This window comes from Micromonospora sp. I033 (assembly GCF_053890995.1).
Genome location: NZ_JBSSLX010000046.1, coordinates 17,355 through 33,923, shown reverse-complemented (window position 1 = coordinate 33,923; position 16,569 = coordinate 17,355). Strand labels below are relative to the sequence as shown.

At 73.5% G+C, this 16,569-nt stretch carries 14 protein-coding genes; 6 read left to right on the top strand and 8 right to left on the bottom strand.

Annotation, left to right across the window (positions count from 1 at the left end):
- From ACW0Q9_RS11070 to ACW0Q9_RS11050, 5 genes are all read right to left on the bottom strand, one after another.
- A partial coding sequence (locus ACW0Q9_RS11070) for an SDR family NAD(P)-dependent oxidoreductase (protein ID WP_456180230.1) occupies positions 1-889 on the bottom strand: 889 nt, incomplete at its 3' end.
- Complete coding sequence (locus ACW0Q9_RS11065; RefSeq protein WP_456180228.1) at positions 886-2,070, bottom strand: zinc-dependent alcohol dehydrogenase; 1,185 nt, start codon at positions 2,068-2,070, stop codon at positions 886-888. The genes ACW0Q9_RS11070 and ACW0Q9_RS11065, both read right to left, overlap by 4 nt.
- A 156-nt stretch (positions 2,071-2,226) precedes the next feature.
- Entirely contained in the window at positions 2,227-2,988 is a 762-nt protein-coding gene (locus tag ACW0Q9_RS11060; RefSeq protein ID WP_456180226.1) for a succinate dehydrogenase/fumarate reductase iron-sulfur subunit, read from the bottom strand.
- Positions 2,985-4,919, bottom strand: a complete 1,935-nt coding sequence (locus tag ACW0Q9_RS11055; RefSeq protein ID WP_456180224.1) for a fumarate reductase/succinate dehydrogenase flavoprotein subunit — start codon at positions 4,917-4,919, stop codon at positions 2,985-2,987. The genes ACW0Q9_RS11060 and ACW0Q9_RS11055 overlap by 4 nt, the downstream gene beginning before the upstream one ends.
- A gap of 1 nt (position 4,920) precedes the next feature.
- Positions 4,921-5,652: a succinate dehydrogenase cytochrome b subunit gene (locus ACW0Q9_RS11050; RefSeq protein WP_456180222.1), complete on the bottom strand. Its 732-nt coding sequence runs from the start codon at positions 5,650-5,652 to the stop codon at positions 4,921-4,923.
- Positions 5,653-5,681: 29 nt separating this feature from the next.
- On the opposite strand from ACW0Q9_RS11050, the gene ACW0Q9_RS11045 reads away from it, so the two are divergent.
- Complete coding sequence (locus tag ACW0Q9_RS11045; protein ID WP_456180232.1) at positions 5,682-6,617, top strand: LysR family transcriptional regulator; 936 nt, start codon at positions 5,682-5,684, stop codon at positions 6,615-6,617.
- Here ACW0Q9_RS11045 and hrpA read toward each other — a convergent pair.
- A complete protein-coding gene (hrpA, locus tag ACW0Q9_RS11040) occupies positions 6,614-10,609 on the bottom strand; it encodes an ATP-dependent RNA helicase HrpA (RefSeq protein ID WP_456180220.1) in 3,996 nt (1,331 codons plus the stop codon). The genes ACW0Q9_RS11045 and hrpA overlap by 4 nt on opposite strands.
- A 167-nt stretch (positions 10,610-10,776) precedes the next feature.
- On the opposite strand from hrpA, the gene ACW0Q9_RS11035 reads away from it, so the two are divergent.
- Positions 10,777-11,247: a cytidine deaminase family protein gene (locus ACW0Q9_RS11035; protein ID WP_357947952.1), complete on the top strand. Its 471-nt coding sequence runs from the start codon at positions 10,777-10,779 to the stop codon at positions 11,245-11,247.
- An 88-nt stretch (positions 11,248-11,335) separates the two neighbouring features.
- A complete protein-coding gene (locus ACW0Q9_RS11030; protein WP_456180218.1) occupies positions 11,336-12,166 on the top strand; it encodes a phytanoyl-CoA dioxygenase family protein in 831 nt (276 codons plus the stop codon).
- 13 nt (positions 12,167-12,179) lie between these two features.
- Here the strand turns inward: ACW0Q9_RS11030 and ACW0Q9_RS11025 are convergent, their stop codons facing one another.
- Entirely contained in the window at positions 12,180-12,539 is a 360-nt protein-coding gene (locus ACW0Q9_RS11025) for a YciI family protein (RefSeq protein ID WP_456180216.1), read from the bottom strand.
- A gap of 4 nt (positions 12,540-12,543) precedes the next feature.
- Positions 12,544-13,476: a MerR family transcriptional regulator gene (locus ACW0Q9_RS11020; protein ID WP_456180214.1), complete on the bottom strand. Its 933-nt coding sequence runs from the start codon at positions 13,474-13,476 to the stop codon at positions 12,544-12,546.
- A 124-nt stretch (positions 13,477-13,600) separates the two neighbouring features.
- On the opposite strand from ACW0Q9_RS11020, the gene ACW0Q9_RS11015 reads away from it, so the two are divergent.
- Genes ACW0Q9_RS11015 through ACW0Q9_RS11005 form a run of 3 tightly spaced genes read left to right on the top strand, consistent with a single transcriptional unit; the run spans position 13,601 to position 16,529 of the window.
- Entirely contained in the window at positions 13,601-14,647 is a 1,047-nt protein-coding gene (locus tag ACW0Q9_RS11015; protein WP_456180212.1) for a FecCD family ABC transporter permease, read from the top strand.
- Positions 14,644-15,690, top strand: a complete 1,047-nt coding sequence (locus ACW0Q9_RS11010; protein WP_456180210.1) for a FecCD family ABC transporter permease — start codon at positions 14,644-14,646, stop codon at positions 15,688-15,690. Before ACW0Q9_RS11015 ends, ACW0Q9_RS11010 begins: the two co-directional genes overlap by 4 nt.
- A complete protein-coding gene (locus ACW0Q9_RS11005) occupies positions 15,687-16,529 on the top strand; it encodes an ABC transporter ATP-binding protein (protein ID WP_456180208.1) in 843 nt (280 codons plus the stop codon). Before ACW0Q9_RS11010 ends, ACW0Q9_RS11005 begins: the two co-directional genes overlap by 4 nt.
- The last annotated feature ends 40 nt before the right edge of the window (positions 16,530-16,569 follow it).

Here is a 16,569-nt window from a genome sequence, read left to right as displayed (position 1 = left end):
ACCGGACCGCCCGTGACACGTCGGGCAGCCAGCCGCCCCGGACGGACTCGCCGGCCGGGTTCGGCGCGAAGACGATGCCCGGGTGCGGAGCGACCGGCCGGTCGCTCAGCCCGGCGAGCCGCATCAGCGGCCCCACCAGCACGTCGTACACGCCGGGGAGCACCGTGAAACCGAACCGCATGACGACGTTGAGCCGCCCCACCGAGACCTCCCGGCGGGGCCGGTCGACGCAGTCCGCCATGGCCCGGGCCACCCGCTCCGGCGTGGTGATCGGCGGCGGCGGCCGGCCGGCCCGGCCCAGGTAGTTGGCCGCCTGCTGGTAGACCGGCGTGTCGACGCTGCCCGGGTTGATCAGACAGATCCGCACGCCGGGGGTTTCCCGGGCCTCCTGCTGCAACACCCGGGTGAGCCCCTGCAGGCCCCACTTTGCCGCCACGTAGCCGCTCATGTAGGGCGCGGTGATGTGCCCGAGGACCGAGCCGGTGAGGATGAGGGTGCCGGCCGAGGCGTCCCGGAAACGGCACAGCGCCACCCGGGCCACCTCGGCCGCGGCCAGCAGGTCGGTGCGGACCACCTGGTCGAAGACGTCGGCGGGGGTCTCGTCGAAGCGGCCGTAGGCCATCACGGCGGCGGTGTGCACCCAGGCGTCGAAGCCGCCGAACTCCGCCTCCGCGGCGTCGGCCAGCGCGGCCACCGCGCCGGGCGTGGCGACGTCCATCGGTACGGTGAGCACCTCGGCGCCGGCCGCCCGGCACTCGTCGCGTACCTCGGCCAGGGTGGCGGGGGAGCGGGCCGCGAGGACCAGGCGGTCCCCGCGTCCGGCGAACTCCCGGGCCGCCGCCCGGCCGATCCCGCTGGTCGCGCCGGTGACCACCACCGTCCGGCTCACGGTTCGAGCACGACCTTGACGCAGCCGTCCTGCTTCTTCTGGAACATCTCGTACGCCTGCGGCGCCCGCGCCAGCGGCAGCCGGTGGGTCCGCAGGTCCTCGACGCCGAGCGGGTCGTCGTCGCCGGCGAGCAGCGGCATGATCTCGTCGATCCAGCGCTTCACGTGGCACTGCCCCATGCGCAGCTGGACGCCCCGGTCGAACATCTCCATGAGCGGCATCGGGTCCTGCTCGCCGCCGTACACGCCGGAGATCGACACGGTGCCGCCGCGCCGGACCCCCTTGACCGCGGCGTGCAGCACCACGAGCCGGTCCACACCGGCCTTGTCGGTCATGGTCTGGGCCAGCTTGTCCGGCAGCAGCCCGGCGGCGGCCTGGGCGACCTTGCCCAGCGGCGCGCCGTGCGCCTCCATGCCGACCGCGTCGATCACCGCGTCCGGGCCGCGCCCGTCGACCAGGTCGATGAGCGCCCCGGGCACGTCGTCGAGCTGGCTGACGTCGAGCACCTCGATGCCGTGCCGGCGGGCCATCTCCAGCCGTTCCGGTACCAGGTCCAGGCCGATCACCCGGCCGGCGCCGAGGTGCCGGCCGATCCGGGCGCAGAACTGCCCCACCGGGCCGAGGCCGAACACGGCCAGGGTGCCGCCGGGCGGGGTGTCCGCGTACTTCACCGCCTGCCAGGCGGTGGGCAGGATGTCGGAGAGGTAGAGCCAGCGCTCGTCGGGCCCGGTCTCCGGGATCTTGATCGGGCCGAACTGGGCCTGCGGCACCCGCAGGTACTCGGCCTGTCCGCCCGGGACGGAACCGTAGAGCGAGGTGTAGCCGAACAGCGCGGCGCCCTTGCCCTCGCTGGTCACCTGGGTGGTCTCGCACTGGGCGTAGAGCTGGCGGTCGCACATCCAGCACGAGCCGCAGGCGATGTTGAACGGGACGACCACGCGGTCGCCGGGCTTGAGCCGGGTCACCCCGGGGCCGACCTCCTCGACGACGCCCATCGGCTCGTGCCCGAGCACGTCGCCCGGCTTCAGGTACGGCCCGAGCACCTCGTACAGGTGCAGGTCGGAGCCGCAGATCGCCGTCGAGGTGATCCGGATGATCGCGTCGGTCGGCTCCTCGATCCGGGGGTCCGGTACGTCCTCGACGCGGACGTCACGCTTGCCTTGCCAGGTCAGTGCCTTCATGCCTGAATGTCCCCTCTTCGGTGCCGTCCATGGGACTGCTACCCGCCGGGGAGGGGTTGAACCGGCGGCGGGGCGCCCGCGCGTACCCCGGAAAAGGGCGACCGCCGCGCCCCCGGATGCGGGGCGCGGCGGTCGGAATGGCTCGACGGCCGGGGCTCAGGAGCCCGGGGTGCCGGCGCGCTTCGAGGTCGCCTTGAGGTAGTCCCGGTTGAGCCGGCCGATGGTGTTCAGCGGGATGCCCTTGGGGCAGGCCGTCGCGCACTCGCCGATGTTGGTGCAGCCGCCGAAGCCGGCCTCGTCGTGCGCGTCCACCATGCCGATCACCCGGGTGTACCGCTCGGGCTGGCCCTGCGGCAGCAGCGAGAGCTGGGTGATCTTGGCGGCGGTGAACAGCATGCCGGAGCCGTTCGGGCAGGCCGCCACGCAGGCGCCGCAGCCGATGCAGGCCGCCGAGGAGAAGGCGGCGTCCGCGTCGGCCTTGGCCACCGGGGTGGAGTGCGCCTCGGGGGCGCTGCCGGTCGGCGCGGTGATGTAGCCACCGGCGGAGATGATCTTGTCGAAGGCGTTCCGGTTGACCACCAGGTCCTTGACGACCGGGAAGGCCCGCGCCCGCCACGGCTCGATGTCGATCGTGTCGCCGTCGGAGAACTGCCGCATGTGCAGCTGGCAGGCGGTGGTGCCGCGCTGCGGGCCGTGCGCCTCACCGTTGATCATGAGGCTGCACATGCCGCAGATGCCCTCGCGGCAGTCGTGGTCGAACGCGACCGGCTCGTCGCCGTCCAGGATGAGCCGCTCGTTGAGCACGTCGAGCATCTCCAGGAAGGACATGTCCGGGGACACGTCCTGCACCTGGTAGGTCACCATCTGACCCTTGTCCTCAGGGCCCTTCTGGCGCCAGATGCGCAGGGTCAGGTTCACTTGTAGCTCCGCTGCGTGGGGTGGACGTATTCGAAGGTCAGGTCTTCCTTGTGCAGCACGGGCTGGCCGCTGCCGGCGTACTCCCAGGCCGCCACGTAGGAGAACCGCTCGTCGTCGCGCTGGGCCTCACCGTCGGGGGTCTGGTGCTCGGCCCGGAAGTGGCCGCCGCAGGACTCCTCGCGGTGCAGGGCGTCGATGCACATGAGCTCGGCCAGCTCGAAGAAGTCGGCCACCCGGCCGGCCTTCTCCAGCGACTGGTTGAGCCCCTCGCCGTCGCCCGGCACGCGGACCCGCTGCCAGAACTCGTCGCGCAGCGTGCGGATCTCGTCGATCGCCTTGCGCAGCCCGGCCTCGGAGCGCTCCATGCCGCAGTGCTCCCACATGATCTGGCCCAGCTCCCGGTGGAACGAGTCCACGGTCCGGTCGCCGTTGATCGCCAGCAGCCGCTGGAGCCGCTCCTCGACCTCGGTCCGCGCCGCCACCGCCTCGGGGTGGCTGGCGTCGACCTTCTCCAAGGAGCCCGCGGCCAGGTAGTTGGCGATGGTGTTCGGCAGCACGAAGTAGCCGTCGGCCAGGCCCTGCATCAGCGCCGAGGCGCCGAGCCGGTTCGCGCCGTGGTCGGAGAAGTTCGCCTCGCCGATCACGAACAGGCCCGGGATGGTCGACTGCAGGTCGTAGTCGACCCAGAGGCCGCCCATCGTGTAGTGCACGGCGGGGTAGATCCGCATCGGGACCTCGTACGGGTCCTCGCCGGTGATCCGCTCGTACATCTCGAAGAGGTTGCCGTACTTCGCCTCGATGGCCTTGCGGCCGAGCCGCTTGATCGCGTCGGCGAAGTCGAGGTAGACGCCGAGCCCGCCCGGGCCGACGCCGCGCCCCTCGTCGCAGACGTTCTTGGCGGCGCGGGAGGCGATGTCCCGGGGGACCAGGTTGCCGAAGGAGGGGTAGATCCGCTCCAGGTAGTAGTCCCGCTCGTCCTCGGGGATGTCCTTCGGGCTGCGGTCGTCGCCCTTGGCCTTCGGCACCCACACCCGGCCGTCGTTGCGCAGCGACTCGCTCATCAGGGTCAGCTTCGACTGGTGGTCGCCGGAGACCGGGATGCAGGTCGGGTGGATCTGCGTGTAGCAGGGGTTGGCGAAGTACGCGCCCTTGCGGTGCGCCCGCCAGGAGGCGGTGACGTTGCAGCCCTTGGCGTTGGTGGAGAGGTAGAAGACGTTGCCGTAGCCGCCGGAGGCGAGCACGACCGCGTCGGCCATCTCGGTGCTGATCTCGCCGGTGACCAGGTCGCGGACCACGATGCCGCGGGCCCGGCCGTCGACGATCACCAGCTCGAGCATCTCGTGCCGGGCGTTCATCTCCACGTTGCCCAGGCCGATCTGCCGCTCCAGCGCCTGGTACGCGCCGAGCAGCAGCTGCTGGCCCGTCTGGCCCCGAGCGTAGAAGGTGCGCTGCACCTGCGCGCCGCCGAAGGAGCGGGTGTCGAGCAGGCCGCCGTACTCGCGGGCGAACGGGACGCCCTGGGCGACGCACTGGTCGATGATGTTGACCGAGACCTCGGCCAGCCGGTGGACGTTCGACTCGCGGGAGCGGAAGTCGCCACCCTTGACGGTGTCGTAGAAGAGCCGGTGCACCGAGTCGCCGTCGTTGCGGTAGTTCTTGGCGGCGTTGATGCCGCCCTGCGCGGCGATCGAGTGGGCCCGGCGCGGGCTGTCCTGGTAGCAGTAGGACTTCACGTGGTAGCCCTGCTCGGCCAGCGTCGCCGCGGCGGAGCCGCCGGCCAGGCCGGTGCCCACCACGATCACCGTGAGCTTCCGCCGGTTGGCCGGGTTGACCAGCTTCATCTCGAACCGGTGGCGCTCCCAGCGGGTCTCGATGGGGCCGTCCGGAGCCTTGGTGTCGGCGATCGGGTCGCCGGTGGTGTAGAGATCCATGTCAGGCCACCAATCCGGTGAGTACGGCGAACGGGACCACCAGGTAGCCGACGCAGAGCGCGACGGCGAAGACCAGGGCCGCGGCGCGCGCCCGGCGCTCGCCCTTGGGGGTCTGCTGGCCGAGGCTGCGGAACGCGCTGAAGGCGCCGTGCCGCAGGTGGAAGCCGAGCGTGACGATCGCCAGGGTGTAGAAGAGCGTGACGTACCAGCGGCCCGGGGCGAAGTCCTGGACCACGTTGCCGTACGGGTTGGCGGCGTCACCCTGCGGGTTCAGGTGGCCGGTGGTCAGGTCCAGGATGTGGTAGATCACGAAGAGCAGGATGATCACACCACCCCAGCGCATCGTGCGGGCCGCGTAGTTGACGTGGATCTTCCTGCGGTGCGCGTACTGCACCGGGCGGGCGGCCCGGGCGCGCCTCGCCAGCACGGTGGCCGAGACGATGTGCGCCAGCACGGCCACGGTGAGCGCCGTGCGCTGGATCCACAGGTACCAGGTCGTCGGCAGCAGCGGCGTCCCGATCTCGCGCAGCCAGTGCGCGTAGTGGTCGAACGAGGTCTCGCCCGTGAAGATCTTCAGGTTGCCGAGCATGTGCGCGACCAGGAACAGCACCAGGATGATGCCCGTCACCGCCATGACGGCCTTGAGGCCGACATTCGAGCGGATGGGCGACCGAGTTTTCGTGATTACCACACGACCGACGCTAGGAGCAGTTTGATCAGGCGTCCAATGCATCGACTTCGCAGTCTTGATAGCCATAAGCTATTCAGATGCAGCTCCATCAGCTCCGGTACTTCGTAGCGGTCGCAGAAGTACGACATTTCACCCAAGCTGCCGATCTGGTGGGCATCACCCAGCCCTCACTGAGTAAGCAAATTCACGCCCTGGAGACCGACCTGGGGGCCCCGCTCTTCGAACGGGTAAGGGGCAACATCGCCCTCACCGCGGCCGGCGAGGTGCTGCTGCCGCTGGCCAAGCGGATCCTCGCCGACGTGGAGACCGCCACCCGGGAGGTGCAGGAGCTGGTCGGGCTGCGCCGGGGCCGGGTCCGGCTCGGCGCCACGCCCAGCCTCGCCACCTCGCTGGCGCCCCCGGTGCTGCGCCGGTTCCGCGACGCCCACCCCACCGTCGACCTGCGCGTCGAGGAGGGCGGCTCGCAGGATCTGGTCCGCGACCTGCTCCGCGGCGACCTCGACCTGGCGCTGATCATCATGCCCGCGACCGGCACCGACCCCGGGCTGCGCGCCGACCCGATCCTGCGGGAGAGCCTGGTGGTCGCCTCGGTCGACCCGCTGCCGGCCACCTCCGCCACCGGGCAGGTGCGCATCACCGACCTGCGCGACCAGCCCCTGGTGATGTTCCGGCAGGGCTACGACCTGCGCGACGCCACCCTCCAGGCGTGCCGGGCGGCCGGCTTCGAGCCGACCCTGTCGGTGGACGGCGGTGAGCTGGACGCCGTGCTCAGTTTCGTCGAGGCCGGGCTCGGCGCGGCCCTGGTGCCCGGCATCGCGGTCACCCGCCGGCCGGGCATCCGGGTCACCCGGCTCGCCCCGCCCGGCGTGCGCCGGACCATCGCGGTGGCCCGCCGCCGCGACGTGGTGCCCACCCACGCCGGCCGCGAGCTGCGCCGCATCCTGCTGGAGTACGTCCAGGACGCCACCGCCGACGACCAGCTCCCGCCCGGCGTGGAGCCGCTCTAGCGGCCCTCGGCGTCGTCCATGGCGCGGTAGATGCGCTGCTCGGAGACCGGGTACGGGGTGCCGAGCGCCTGGGCGAACACGTTCACCCGCAGCTCCTCGATCATCCAGCGGATCTGCCGCACCGCCGTGGACTGCCGCTTCGCGGGCGGCAGCGCGGCGAGCAGGTCCTGGTACTCCTTCTGCACCACCGCGATCCGGTCCTGCTGCTGCTTGTCCCGCTGCGGGTTGCCGGGCAGCCGGTCCAGCCGGCGCTCGATCGCGGTCAGGTAGCGCAGCAGGTCGGGCAGGCGGGCGTACCCGGCCTCGGTGATGAAGCCCTTGTGCACCAGGCCACCGAGCTGGTTGCGGATGTCGGCCAGCGCGGCCACCACGGCCAGGTTCCGGGTGGCGCCGAGCCGCTGCTCCACCGCGTACGCGGCGGCCAGCACCTGCCGGACCCGGCCCATCACCTCGACGACGGTGTCGACCAGGTCGGCGCGGACCCGTTCGCGCAGGGCGGCGAAACCCTCCGCGTCCCAGGCCGGGCCGCCGGCGTCCGCCATCAGCTTGTCGATGGCCGCGCCGGCCGCGTCCTCGATCAGCGCCGGCACCCCGCCGTGCGGGTTGCGCGACAGTGCCAGCTTGGCCTCGTTGCTGAGCCGCCCCTGGAGGAACTTCGCCGGGGACGGCACGGTCAGCCGGAGCAGCCGCCGGGTGCCGGCCCAGTGCGCGGCCTCCTGCTCGGCGGGCGAGTCGAACACCTTCACCCCGACGCTCGTGCCCTCGTCGACAAGGGCCGGGTACGCGGTCACCGCGTATCCCGCCCGGACCTGCTCGATGGTGCGCGGCAGGGTGCCGACGGCCCACTCCGTCAGACCGGTCCGCGCCACGTCCGGCGCGGCGGCGGCCACGACCTGGCGTACCTCCTGGCGCAGCTCGCGTTGCAGGGCCGGCAGGTCCTTGCCCTCGGCGACCGGCTTGTCGTCCTCGCCGAGCACCCGGAAGGTGACCCGCAGGTGCGGCGGCAGCTTGCCCAGGTCCCAGGCGTCCCGCGGGACGGTCACCCCGGTCATCCGGCGCAGCTGCCGGGTGAGCGCGTCGAGCAGCGGCTCCTCGCCGGGCGTGATCGACGCGAGGGCCGCCCGGGCGTAGTCGGGCACCGGCACGAAGTTGCGCCGGATCGGCTTCGGCAGCGACCGGATCAGCGCGACGACCAGTTCCTCGCGCAGGCCGGGCACCTGCCAGTCGAAGCTCTCCGCCGGCACCTGGTTGAGCAGCGGCAGCGGGATGTCCACGGTGACCCCGTCGGTCGGGGTGCCGGGGTCGAAGGTGTAGGTCAGCGGGAGGGTGACCCCGTCGGCCCGCCACTCGTCCGGATACTCGGACTCGTCCACGCCGCCGCGGCCGGAGTTGATCAGCAGCTCGCGGGTGAAGGTGAGCAGCTCCGGCTGCTCCCGCCGGGTCTTCTTCCACCAGGTGTCGAAGTGCCGGCCCGAGACCACGTCGGCGGGGATCCGCTGGTCGTAGAAGTGGAAGATCGTCTCGTCGTCGACCAGGATGTCCCGCCGCCGGGCCCGGTTCTCCAGCTCCTCGACGTCGGCCAGCAGCCGCTGGTTGTCCCGCCAGAACTGGTGGTGGGTCTGCCAGTCGCCCTCGACGAGGGCGTGCCGGATGAACAGCTCGCGGCTCAGCGCCGGGTCGATCCGGCCGAAATTGACCTTGCGGGAGGTGACGATCGGAATGCCGTACAGGGTGACCTTCTCGTAGGCCATCACGGCGGCCTGCTTCTTCTCCCAGTGCGGCTCGCTGTAGCTGCGCTTCACCAGGTGCTGGGCGAGCGGCTCGACCCACTCCGGCTCGACCCGGCCGGCCACCCGGCCCCAGAGCCGGGAGGTCTCCACCAGCTCGGCGGCCATCACCCAGCGCGGCGGCTTCCTGAACAGCGCCGAGCCCGGGAAGATCGCGAACTTCGCCCCGCGCGCCCCCAGGTACTCGTGCTTCTGCGCGTCCTTGAGACCGAGGTGGGAGAGCAGGCCGGGCAGCAGGGACTGGTGCACCTTCGGGGTGTCGATCTCCTCGGGCAGGTCCGCGCCGCCGCCGCGCCGGCCGTCACCCTTGTCCGAGGTACGCAGCACCTGGCGCAGCTGGCTGACGATGTCCTGCCACTCGCGTACCCGCAGGTAGTTGAGGTACTCCGCCTTGCACATCCGCCGGAACGCGCTGGAGGACAGCTCCCGCTGCTGCTGCCGCAGGTAGCGCCACAGGTTCAGGTACGCGACGAAGTCCGACTCCTTGTCGGCGAACCGGGCGTGCGCCTGGTCGGCCTGGGCCTGCTTGTCGGCCGGCCGCTCGCGCGGGTCCTGAATGGAGAGCGCGGCGGCGATCACCACGACCTCGGTGGCGCAGCCGTTGCGCTCGCCCTCCAGGACCATCCGGGCCAGCCGCGGGTCGACCGGGAGCTGGGCCAGCCGCCGGCCGAGCGGGGTGAGGCGCTTCGCCGGGTCGGTCTCGGCCGGGTCCAGCGCGCCCAGCTCGTGCAGCAGGTTCACGCCGTCGGTGACGTTGCGCCGGTCCGGCGGGTCGATGAACGGGAAGGCACCGATGTCGCCGAGCCCGATCGAGGTCATCTGGAGGATGACCGAGGCCAGGTTGGTACGCAGGATCTCCGGGTCGGTGAACTCCGGCCGGTTCTCGAAGTCCTGCTCGTCGTAGAGGCGGATGCAGATGCCGTCCGAGGTCCGGCCGCAGCGCCCCTTGCGCTGGTTGGCCGAGGCCTGGGAGACCGGCTCGATCGGCAGCCGCTGCACCTTGAGCCGGCTGGAGTAGCGGGAGATCCGGGCCGTGCCCGGGTCCACCACGTACTTGATCCCGGGAACGGTCAGCGAGGTCTCCGCGACGTTGGTGGCGAGCACCACCCGGCGCCCGGCGTGCGGGGCGAAGACCCGGTGCTGCTCGGCCGTGGAGAGCCGGGCGTAGAGCGGGAGGATCTCGGTCCCGAGCAGGGACCGCTTCTTCTGCACGAGCTTGCCGAGCGCGTCGGCGGTGTCCCGGATCTCCCGCTCGCCGCTGAGGAAGACCAGGATGTCGCCCGGCCCCTCGGCGGCCAGTTCCTCGACCGCGTCGCCGATGGCCTGGATCTGGTCCCGGACGTTCTCCTCGTCGGCCTCGTCCTCCTCCTCGGCCTCGGTCACCTCGACCAGCGGCCGGTAGCGCACCTCCACCGGGTAGGTCCGCCCGGACACCTCGACGACCGGCGCGGGGTTGCCGTCGGCGTCGGCGAAGTGCTTCGCGAACCGGTCGGTCTCGATGGTCGCCGAGGTGATGACCACCTTGAGGTCGGGGCGGCGGGGGAGGAGCTGCCGGAGGTAGCCGAGGATGAAGTCGATGTTGAGGCTGCGCTCGTGCGCCTCGTCGATGATCAGCGTGTCGTACTGCCGCAGCATCCGGTCGGTCTGCAACTCGGCCAGCAGGATGCCGTCGGTCATCAGCTTGACCAGGCTGTTCTCGCCGACCTGGTCGGTGAAGCGCACCTTGTAGCCGACCACGTCGCCCAGCTCGGTGCCGAGCTCCTCGGCGATCCGGTCCGCCACCGTCCGGGCGGCGAGCCGGCGGGGCTGGGTGTGGCCGATGAGCCCGGTGACGCCGCGGCCCAGCTCCAGGCAGATCTTGGGCAGCTGGGTGGTCTTGCCCGAGCCGGTCTCGCCGGCCACGATCACCACCTGGTGGTCGCGGATGGCCTCGGCGAGGTCGTCCTTGCGCTCGCTGACCGGCAGTTGCGCCGGATAGGTGATCGCCGGCACGGCGGCCCGCCGGGCCGCCAGCCGCGCCTCGGCCCGGGCCACCTCGGTCGCGATCTCGGTCAGCGCCGACTCCCGCCGCTGCGGGTCGCGCAGCTTCCGCACCCCGTCAAGCCGCCGCTGGAGCCGGCGCTGGTCGCGGAACATCAGGGCGGAGAGGCGGCGGTGCAGGTCGCGGGCGGTCTCGGCTACGGCGGGTGCGGCTGGCTTCTGCATGTCGTCGCCAAGGATAGGCAGGCGCGCGGCCCAACGCCCGTGGGTTACCGGCGGGGGCCGCCGGGGCCTCGGCCGGCCGCCGGCGGCCCCGCGTGCCCTCCCAGGTCGGGGCGGGTGGCCGGGCTAGAGTTTCCGCCGAGCGAGGTCGACGACGGGACGGGATGATCATGCGCGACACGGACCGGGCGCTGGTGCAGGCCGCGATGGCCGTCGCCAAGTTGCGCTGCCGCAGCGACAACCACACCGTCGCCGCCGCCGCGCGGACCACCGACGGCCGGGTCTTCAGCGGCGTGAACGTCTACCACTTCACCGGTGGCCCGTGCGCCGAGGTGGTGGCCATCGGCGCCGCCGCCACCCAGGGCGCCGGCGAGCTGGAGACCATCGTCGCCGTGGGGGACCGGGGGCGGGGCGTCATCCCGCCCTGCGGCCGGTGCCGGCAGGTGCTCCTCGACTACTTCCCGTCGATCCGGGTGATCGTCGGCCCGCCGGACGCGCTGCGCGCGGTGCCGGTGACCGACCTGCTCCCCGAGACGTACGTCTGGTCGGACCACCAGGTGGAGGTCCCGGTCGGGCCGCCGCGGACCGGGGTGTGGCCGATGCCGGTGGTGCCCGGCAGCCGCCAGGCCGCCGAGGACTGACCACCCCCCGCAGGAGTCGTGCCGGAGGTCTTGCGGCGCTTCTACAACGTTGTAATACTCGGGTCGTCCACCGGAGGAGGAGGGCCCGATGACAGCGCACGTGCTCGAGGACGAGACCCCGGTCGAGGCGCTCGGCGATCTCTACCGCGACGGCATCACCGCCTGCCGCGACGCCTTCCCGGTGGACTGGGTCGAGCAGGTCGGCGAGGACGTCGACGCGGCGTTCCGGGAGGCCCGGTCCCGGCCCGACGGCGCGGTCGGGCGTGGCCCCGAGCGGTGGTACGTCGAGATCCACCCGGAGCAGCTGCGCGGCTTCGTCGACCTGGTCACCCACCCGTGGGTGGTGTCGGTGTGCCGCGCGGTGCTCGGCCCCGACTACGAGATCGTCGAGCTGGGCTTCGACATCCCCTTTCCCGGCGCCGCGACGCAGCCCTGGCACCGGGACTTCCCGATGCCCGAGGAGACCCGGCTGCGGCGCCGGCTCACCTCGCTGGCCTTCAACCTGACCACCGTGGACACCGTGGAGGAGATGGGCCCGTTCGAGATCGCGCCGGGCACCCAGTGGGACGACGGCCGCGACTTCGACCACGAGATGTTCCCGCCGAAGGAGCGGTACCCCCGCTACGAGGCGCGCGCGGTGCGCAAGTATCCGCGGCGCGGCGACATCTCGGCGCGCTCCGCGCTCACCATCCACCGGGGCACCCCGAACGTCAGCGACCTGGCCCGGCCCGTGCTGGTGCTCGGCGTCGACGCGCCGGGCGCGGGCAACGCCGCCCACCACGACATGGCGGTCACCCGGGACTACTGGGCCGGCCTGCCCGAGCTCGTCCGGGCCCACCTGCGCTGCCCCGTGGTCGACACCCTGGTGCCGATCCGCCAGAAGCACACCATCGAGGGGCTGGTGATGGGCGCGGAGTGAGGGGGCCCGGCGGTCAGTCCCCGGCGGCGGCCTCCAGCATCGAGCGGGGCACCGGCACCTGCTCGAAGCGCACGTTGCCCTCCGGCACCATCCAGCTCAGCACCTGCGCCCGCAGCCGCCCGGCGCGTACGGCGGGGTCGTTGGCGTAGAGCTCGCGGGCCATCTGCGGGTCCACCGAGAGCACGACGAAACCGCGGATCCGCTCGTCGTCGCCGCCGAGGAACGGCCCGGCGGCGAGGACCGCGCCCTGCTCCACCAGCCCAGCCTGGTGGGCCAGGTGCGCGTCCTGGAGCCGGTCGAGGGCGTCCTGGGGCAGGTCGGGCGCGTCGTCCGGGCGGACCAGGAGCACCACGGTGTGCTGGTCGAATCGCATGTCCTCAGGGTAGGGGCTGGCGGGCCCGCAGCGCCCGGATCGACCAGTCGAGCACCGGCGCCAGGCTCTCCACCGGCGGCCACCCGTTGACCACGGAGAGCAGGCGCAGGTACCGCTCCCGGCGCGGGTCGTCGGCGGCCTCCAGCCGGTCCAGCAGCCGCCGGCGCAGGTCGGCGTCGTCGGGGTGGCCGCAGAGCGTCGCGTATCGGCTGGTGGCCGCGGCGACGACCGGATCGGCCCGGGATGAGGTCGGGTCGACGCCGGCGGCCAGCGCCGGGGTGACCTCCTCCCGGACCACGGCGACGGCGTCCCGGCGGACGCCCGGCGCGCCCGCCCGGTCGGCCGCGTGGTGCTCCGCGAGCCGGCGCAGGCCGGCCCGGAAGCCCGGGTCCAGGGCCAGCTCGGCCAGCTCCACCCACGCCTCGACCTGCTCGTCGGTGGGGTCGTCGGGCAGCTCCGGCGTGAGCGAGCGGCGGATGCCGGCGAACCCGGCCCCGGTGAGGCCGGCGAAGGCGGGGTCGAGCAACTCGTCGACCAGCCGCCGGCGCTCCGCCTCGGCGAGCCCGGCCAGCCGGTGCAGCAGGTCGGCCCGGGCGGCGTCGGACCCGCGCCGGGCGACCACGGTCAGCACCGCGCGGCGCTGCCGCAGCACCCGGATCTGGGTGGCCAGGGCGTCGGCGTGCGCCGCGGCCACCTCGGGCAGGCCGACCTCCCGCTCCACCACCCGGCGCACCGTGGCCAGGTCGACGCCCAGCTCGCGCAGCGTCCGCACCAGCTCCAGGCGGGCCAGGGAATCGGGGCCGTAGCGGCGGTGACCGGTGGGGCCCCGGCCGGCCGGCGGCACGATGCCGCGGTCGGACCAGAAGCGGATGGTCTTCACCGGCAGGCCGGCCCGCCGGGCCAGGTCACCGATCGAGTAGTGGGTCGCACCGTCCATGCCGCCCACCCTGCCGCCTCCCCCCGGTGGAGGCGCAACCCGCGCATCGACGAAACCGAGTTAGGCCTGCCTAACCAGCTCGGTTAAGGTAAGGCGTACCTAATCCGAGAGGCGAACACCCCCCGTGACCACCGTCGCCGTCCGGCCCGCTCGGGCCGACGCCCCCACCCGCCGTGGCGTGCCCCGCCGCCTCGCGGTCACCGTGGCGGCGGCGCTCCTGCTCATCGTCGCGCTGCTGGCCAGCCTGGCGCTCGGCAGCCGCCACCTCCCCGTCGACCAGGTGTGGCACGCCCTGGTCGCCCCGGACAGCGGCGAGGCCACCACCATCGTCCGCGAGCTGCGGCTGCCGCGCACCGCCCTGGGGCTGGTCGTCGGGATCGCCCTGGCCCTGGCCGGGGTGCTCTTCCAGGCCGTCACCCGCAACCCGCTCGCCGAGCCGCGCATCCTCGGGGTCAGCGCCGGCGCGTCATTCGGGGTGGTGCTGGCCATCGCCGTCTTCGGCGTGAGCACGCTCACCGGGTACGTCTGGTTCGGCATCGCCGGGGCGCTCCTCGCCGGCCTGCTGGTCTTCGCCGTCGCCAACCGCACCCGCGAGGGCGCCAGCCCGGTCACCCTCGCGCTGGTCGGCGCGGCCCTCGACGCCGGTCTCGGCGCCGTCGTGTACGCGCTGCTCAGCATCGACGCCCGCACCTTCGAGGAGTACCGGTTCTGGGTGGTCGGCGGCCTCACCGGCCGGGACGTCGGCGTCGCCGGGCAGGTGCTCCCGTTCGTCCTCGCCGGCACGCTCCTCGCGGCGCTGGCCGCCCGGGGCCTGGACGCCCTCGCCCTCGGCGACGACGTCGCCCGCGGCCTGGGCCACCGGATCGCCCTGGTCCGTCTCGCCGCCGGCGTCGGCGGGGTGCTGCTCACCGGCGCCGCGGTGGCCGCCGCCGGGCCGATCGCCTTCGTCGGGCTGGCCGTGCCGCACCTGGCCCGGGCCCTGGTCGGGGCCGACCACCGGTGGACCCTGCTGGTCGCCGCGCTGCTCGGGCCGGCCCTGGTGCTCGGCGCGGACGTGGTCGGCCGGCTCGTCGCCCCGCCCGGCGAGGTCCCGGCCGGCATCATCACCGCGCTGGTCGGCGCCCCGCTGCTCGCCTTCCTGGTCCGCCGCGCCAAGGTCGTGACGGCATGAGCGCGTCGACGACGGCGCTGCCCGGGCGGTCGCTGCTGCGGGTCGGGTCGCTGGCCGTGCCCGTGCGCCGCCGGCCGGTGCTGGTCGCGGCCACGCTGTTCCTGCTGCTCGCCGTCGCCGTGGTGTTCAGCCTCTCGCTCGGCACCCCGTACGTGGCCCCGGCCGACGTGCTGCGCGCGCTCTCCGGCGCCGGCACCCCGTACGACCTCGTGGTGCTCGACCTGCGGCTGCCCCGCGCGGTGCTCGCGGCGCTGGCCGGAGCGGCCTTCGGCGTGGCCGGCACCCTGATCCAGAGCGTGGCCCGCAACCCGCTCGCCAGCCCCGACGTCATCGGCGTCACCCAGGGCGCCGGCCTGGCCGCCACGGTGGCCCTGACCAGCGGCGCGGCGGCGGTCCTGGTGGCGCCGGCCGCGCTGGTCGGCGGCCTGGCGGCGGCCGTCCTGGTCTTCGCCCTCGGGGCGCGGCACGGCCTGGCCGCGCAGCGCTTCGTACTGGCCGGCGTGGCGGTGGCGTTCGCGCTCCGGGCGCTGACCGAGGTGGTCATGCTCGCCGCCGACCCGATCGACGGGCTGCGCGCCCAGCTCTGGCTGATCGGCACCCTGGCCGGCAAGGGCTGGACCGAGGCGGCCTGGATCGCCGGCACCCTCGCGGCGCTGCTGCCCGTGCTGCTCTGGGCCGGCTGGGCGCTGCGCAGCACCGCGCTGGACGACGACACCGCCCGGGGGATCGGGCTGCGCCCGGTGGCCCGCCGGGTCGGCCTGGCCGCCACCGGAGTGCTGGCCGCCGCCACCGTCACCGCCCAGGTCGGCGCGGTGGACTTCGTGGCGCTGGTCGCCCCGCAGGTCGCCCGGCGGCTGGTCCGCGCGGAGCGGCCGCCGCTGCTCTGCTCCGCCCTGCTCGGGGCGCTGCTGCTGGTGCTGGCCGACCTGGCCGGCCGCCGGCTGTTCGCCCCCACCCAGCTCCCGGCCGGCGTGCTCACCGCGGCGATCGGTGGCCCCTACCTGATCTTCCTGCTGCTGCGGACCCGAGGGAGGCGGTCGTGACCGCGATGCTGTCCACCCGCGACCTGGTCGTCGGTTACGAGACCCGGACCGTGCTGGACGGGCTGGACCTCGACCTGCCCGCCGACGCGTTCACGGTGATCGTCGGCCCCAACGCCTGCGGCAAGTCCACCCTGCTGCGCACCATGGCCCGGCTGCTCACCCCCCGCCGGGGCGCGGTGCTGCTGGACGGCACGGCGATCCGCGACCTGCCCACCCGCGAGGTGGCCCGGCGGCTCGGCGTGCTGCCGCAGAGCCCGCTGGTGCCCGAGGGGATCACGGTGGCCGACCTGGTCGGCCGGGGCCGCCAGCCCTATCAGCGCTGGTGGCGGCAGTGGTCCGCGGAGGACGGCCGGGCCGTCGAGGCGGCCATGGCGATGGCCGACGTGACCGAGCTCGCCGACCGGCCGGTGGACACCCTCTCCGGCGGGCAGCGGCAGCGGGTCTGGATCGCCATGACCCTGGCCCAGGACACCGAGGCGCTGCTGCTGGACGAGCCGACCACCTTCCTCGACCTGGCCCACCAGGTGGAGGTGCTGGACCTGCTGCACCGGCTGCGCGCCGAGCGCGGCCGGACCGTGGTCGCCGTGCTGCACGACCTCAACCAGGCCGCCCGCTACGCCGATCACCTGGTCGCCATGCGCGCCGGCGCGGTGGTCGCCGCCGGCCCGCCGCGCGAGATCCTCACCGCCGACCTGGTCCGCGACGTCTTCGGGCTCGACTGCGTGGTCGTGCCCTGCCCGGTCACCGGCGCCCCGCTCGTGGTGCCCGCCCTCACCCACACCTCGGCCGTTCCGGCCGTCACGCCGGCCCCGGCCGGCGCCTCCGTCGGCGACGCCTGACCGCGCGCCGACCCGTACCTGTCACAAGGAAAGGACCCTT

Excerpts from the sequence above, each read along its gene's own strand:
- ACW0Q9_RS11010 (WP_456180210.1), top strand. The coding sequence starts at position 14,644 with ATGAGCGCGTCGACGACGGCGCTGCCCGGGCGGTCGCTGCTGCGGGTC.
- ACW0Q9_RS11035 (WP_357947952.1), top strand. The coding sequence starts at position 10,777 with ATGCGCGACACGGACCGGGCGCTGGTGCAGGCCGCGATGGCCGTCGCC.
- ACW0Q9_RS11030 (WP_456180218.1), top strand. The coding sequence starts at position 11,336 with ATGACAGCGCACGTGCTCGAGGACGAGACCCCGGTCGAGGCGCTCGGC.
- ACW0Q9_RS11020 (WP_456180214.1), bottom strand. The coding sequence starts at position 13,476 with ATGGACGGTGCGACCCACTACTCGATCGGTGACCTGGCCCGGCGGGCC.
- hrpA (WP_456180220.1), bottom strand. The coding sequence starts at position 10,609 with ATGCAGAAGCCAGCCGCACCCGCCGTAGCCGAGACCGCCCGCGACCTG.
- ACW0Q9_RS11055 (WP_456180224.1), bottom strand. The coding sequence starts at position 4,919 with ATGGATCTCTACACCACCGGCGACCCGATCGCCGACACCAAGGCTCCG.
- ACW0Q9_RS11050 (WP_456180222.1), bottom strand. The coding sequence starts at position 5,652 with ATGCATTGGACGCCTGATCAAACTGCTCCTAGCGTCGGTCGTGTGGTA.
- ACW0Q9_RS11065 (WP_456180228.1), bottom strand. The coding sequence starts at position 2,070 with ATGAAGGCACTGACCTGGCAAGGCAAGCGTGACGTCCGCGTCGAGGAC.
- ACW0Q9_RS11025 (WP_456180216.1), bottom strand. The coding sequence starts at position 12,539 with ATGCGATTCGACCAGCACACCGTGGTGCTCCTGGTCCGCCCGGACGAC.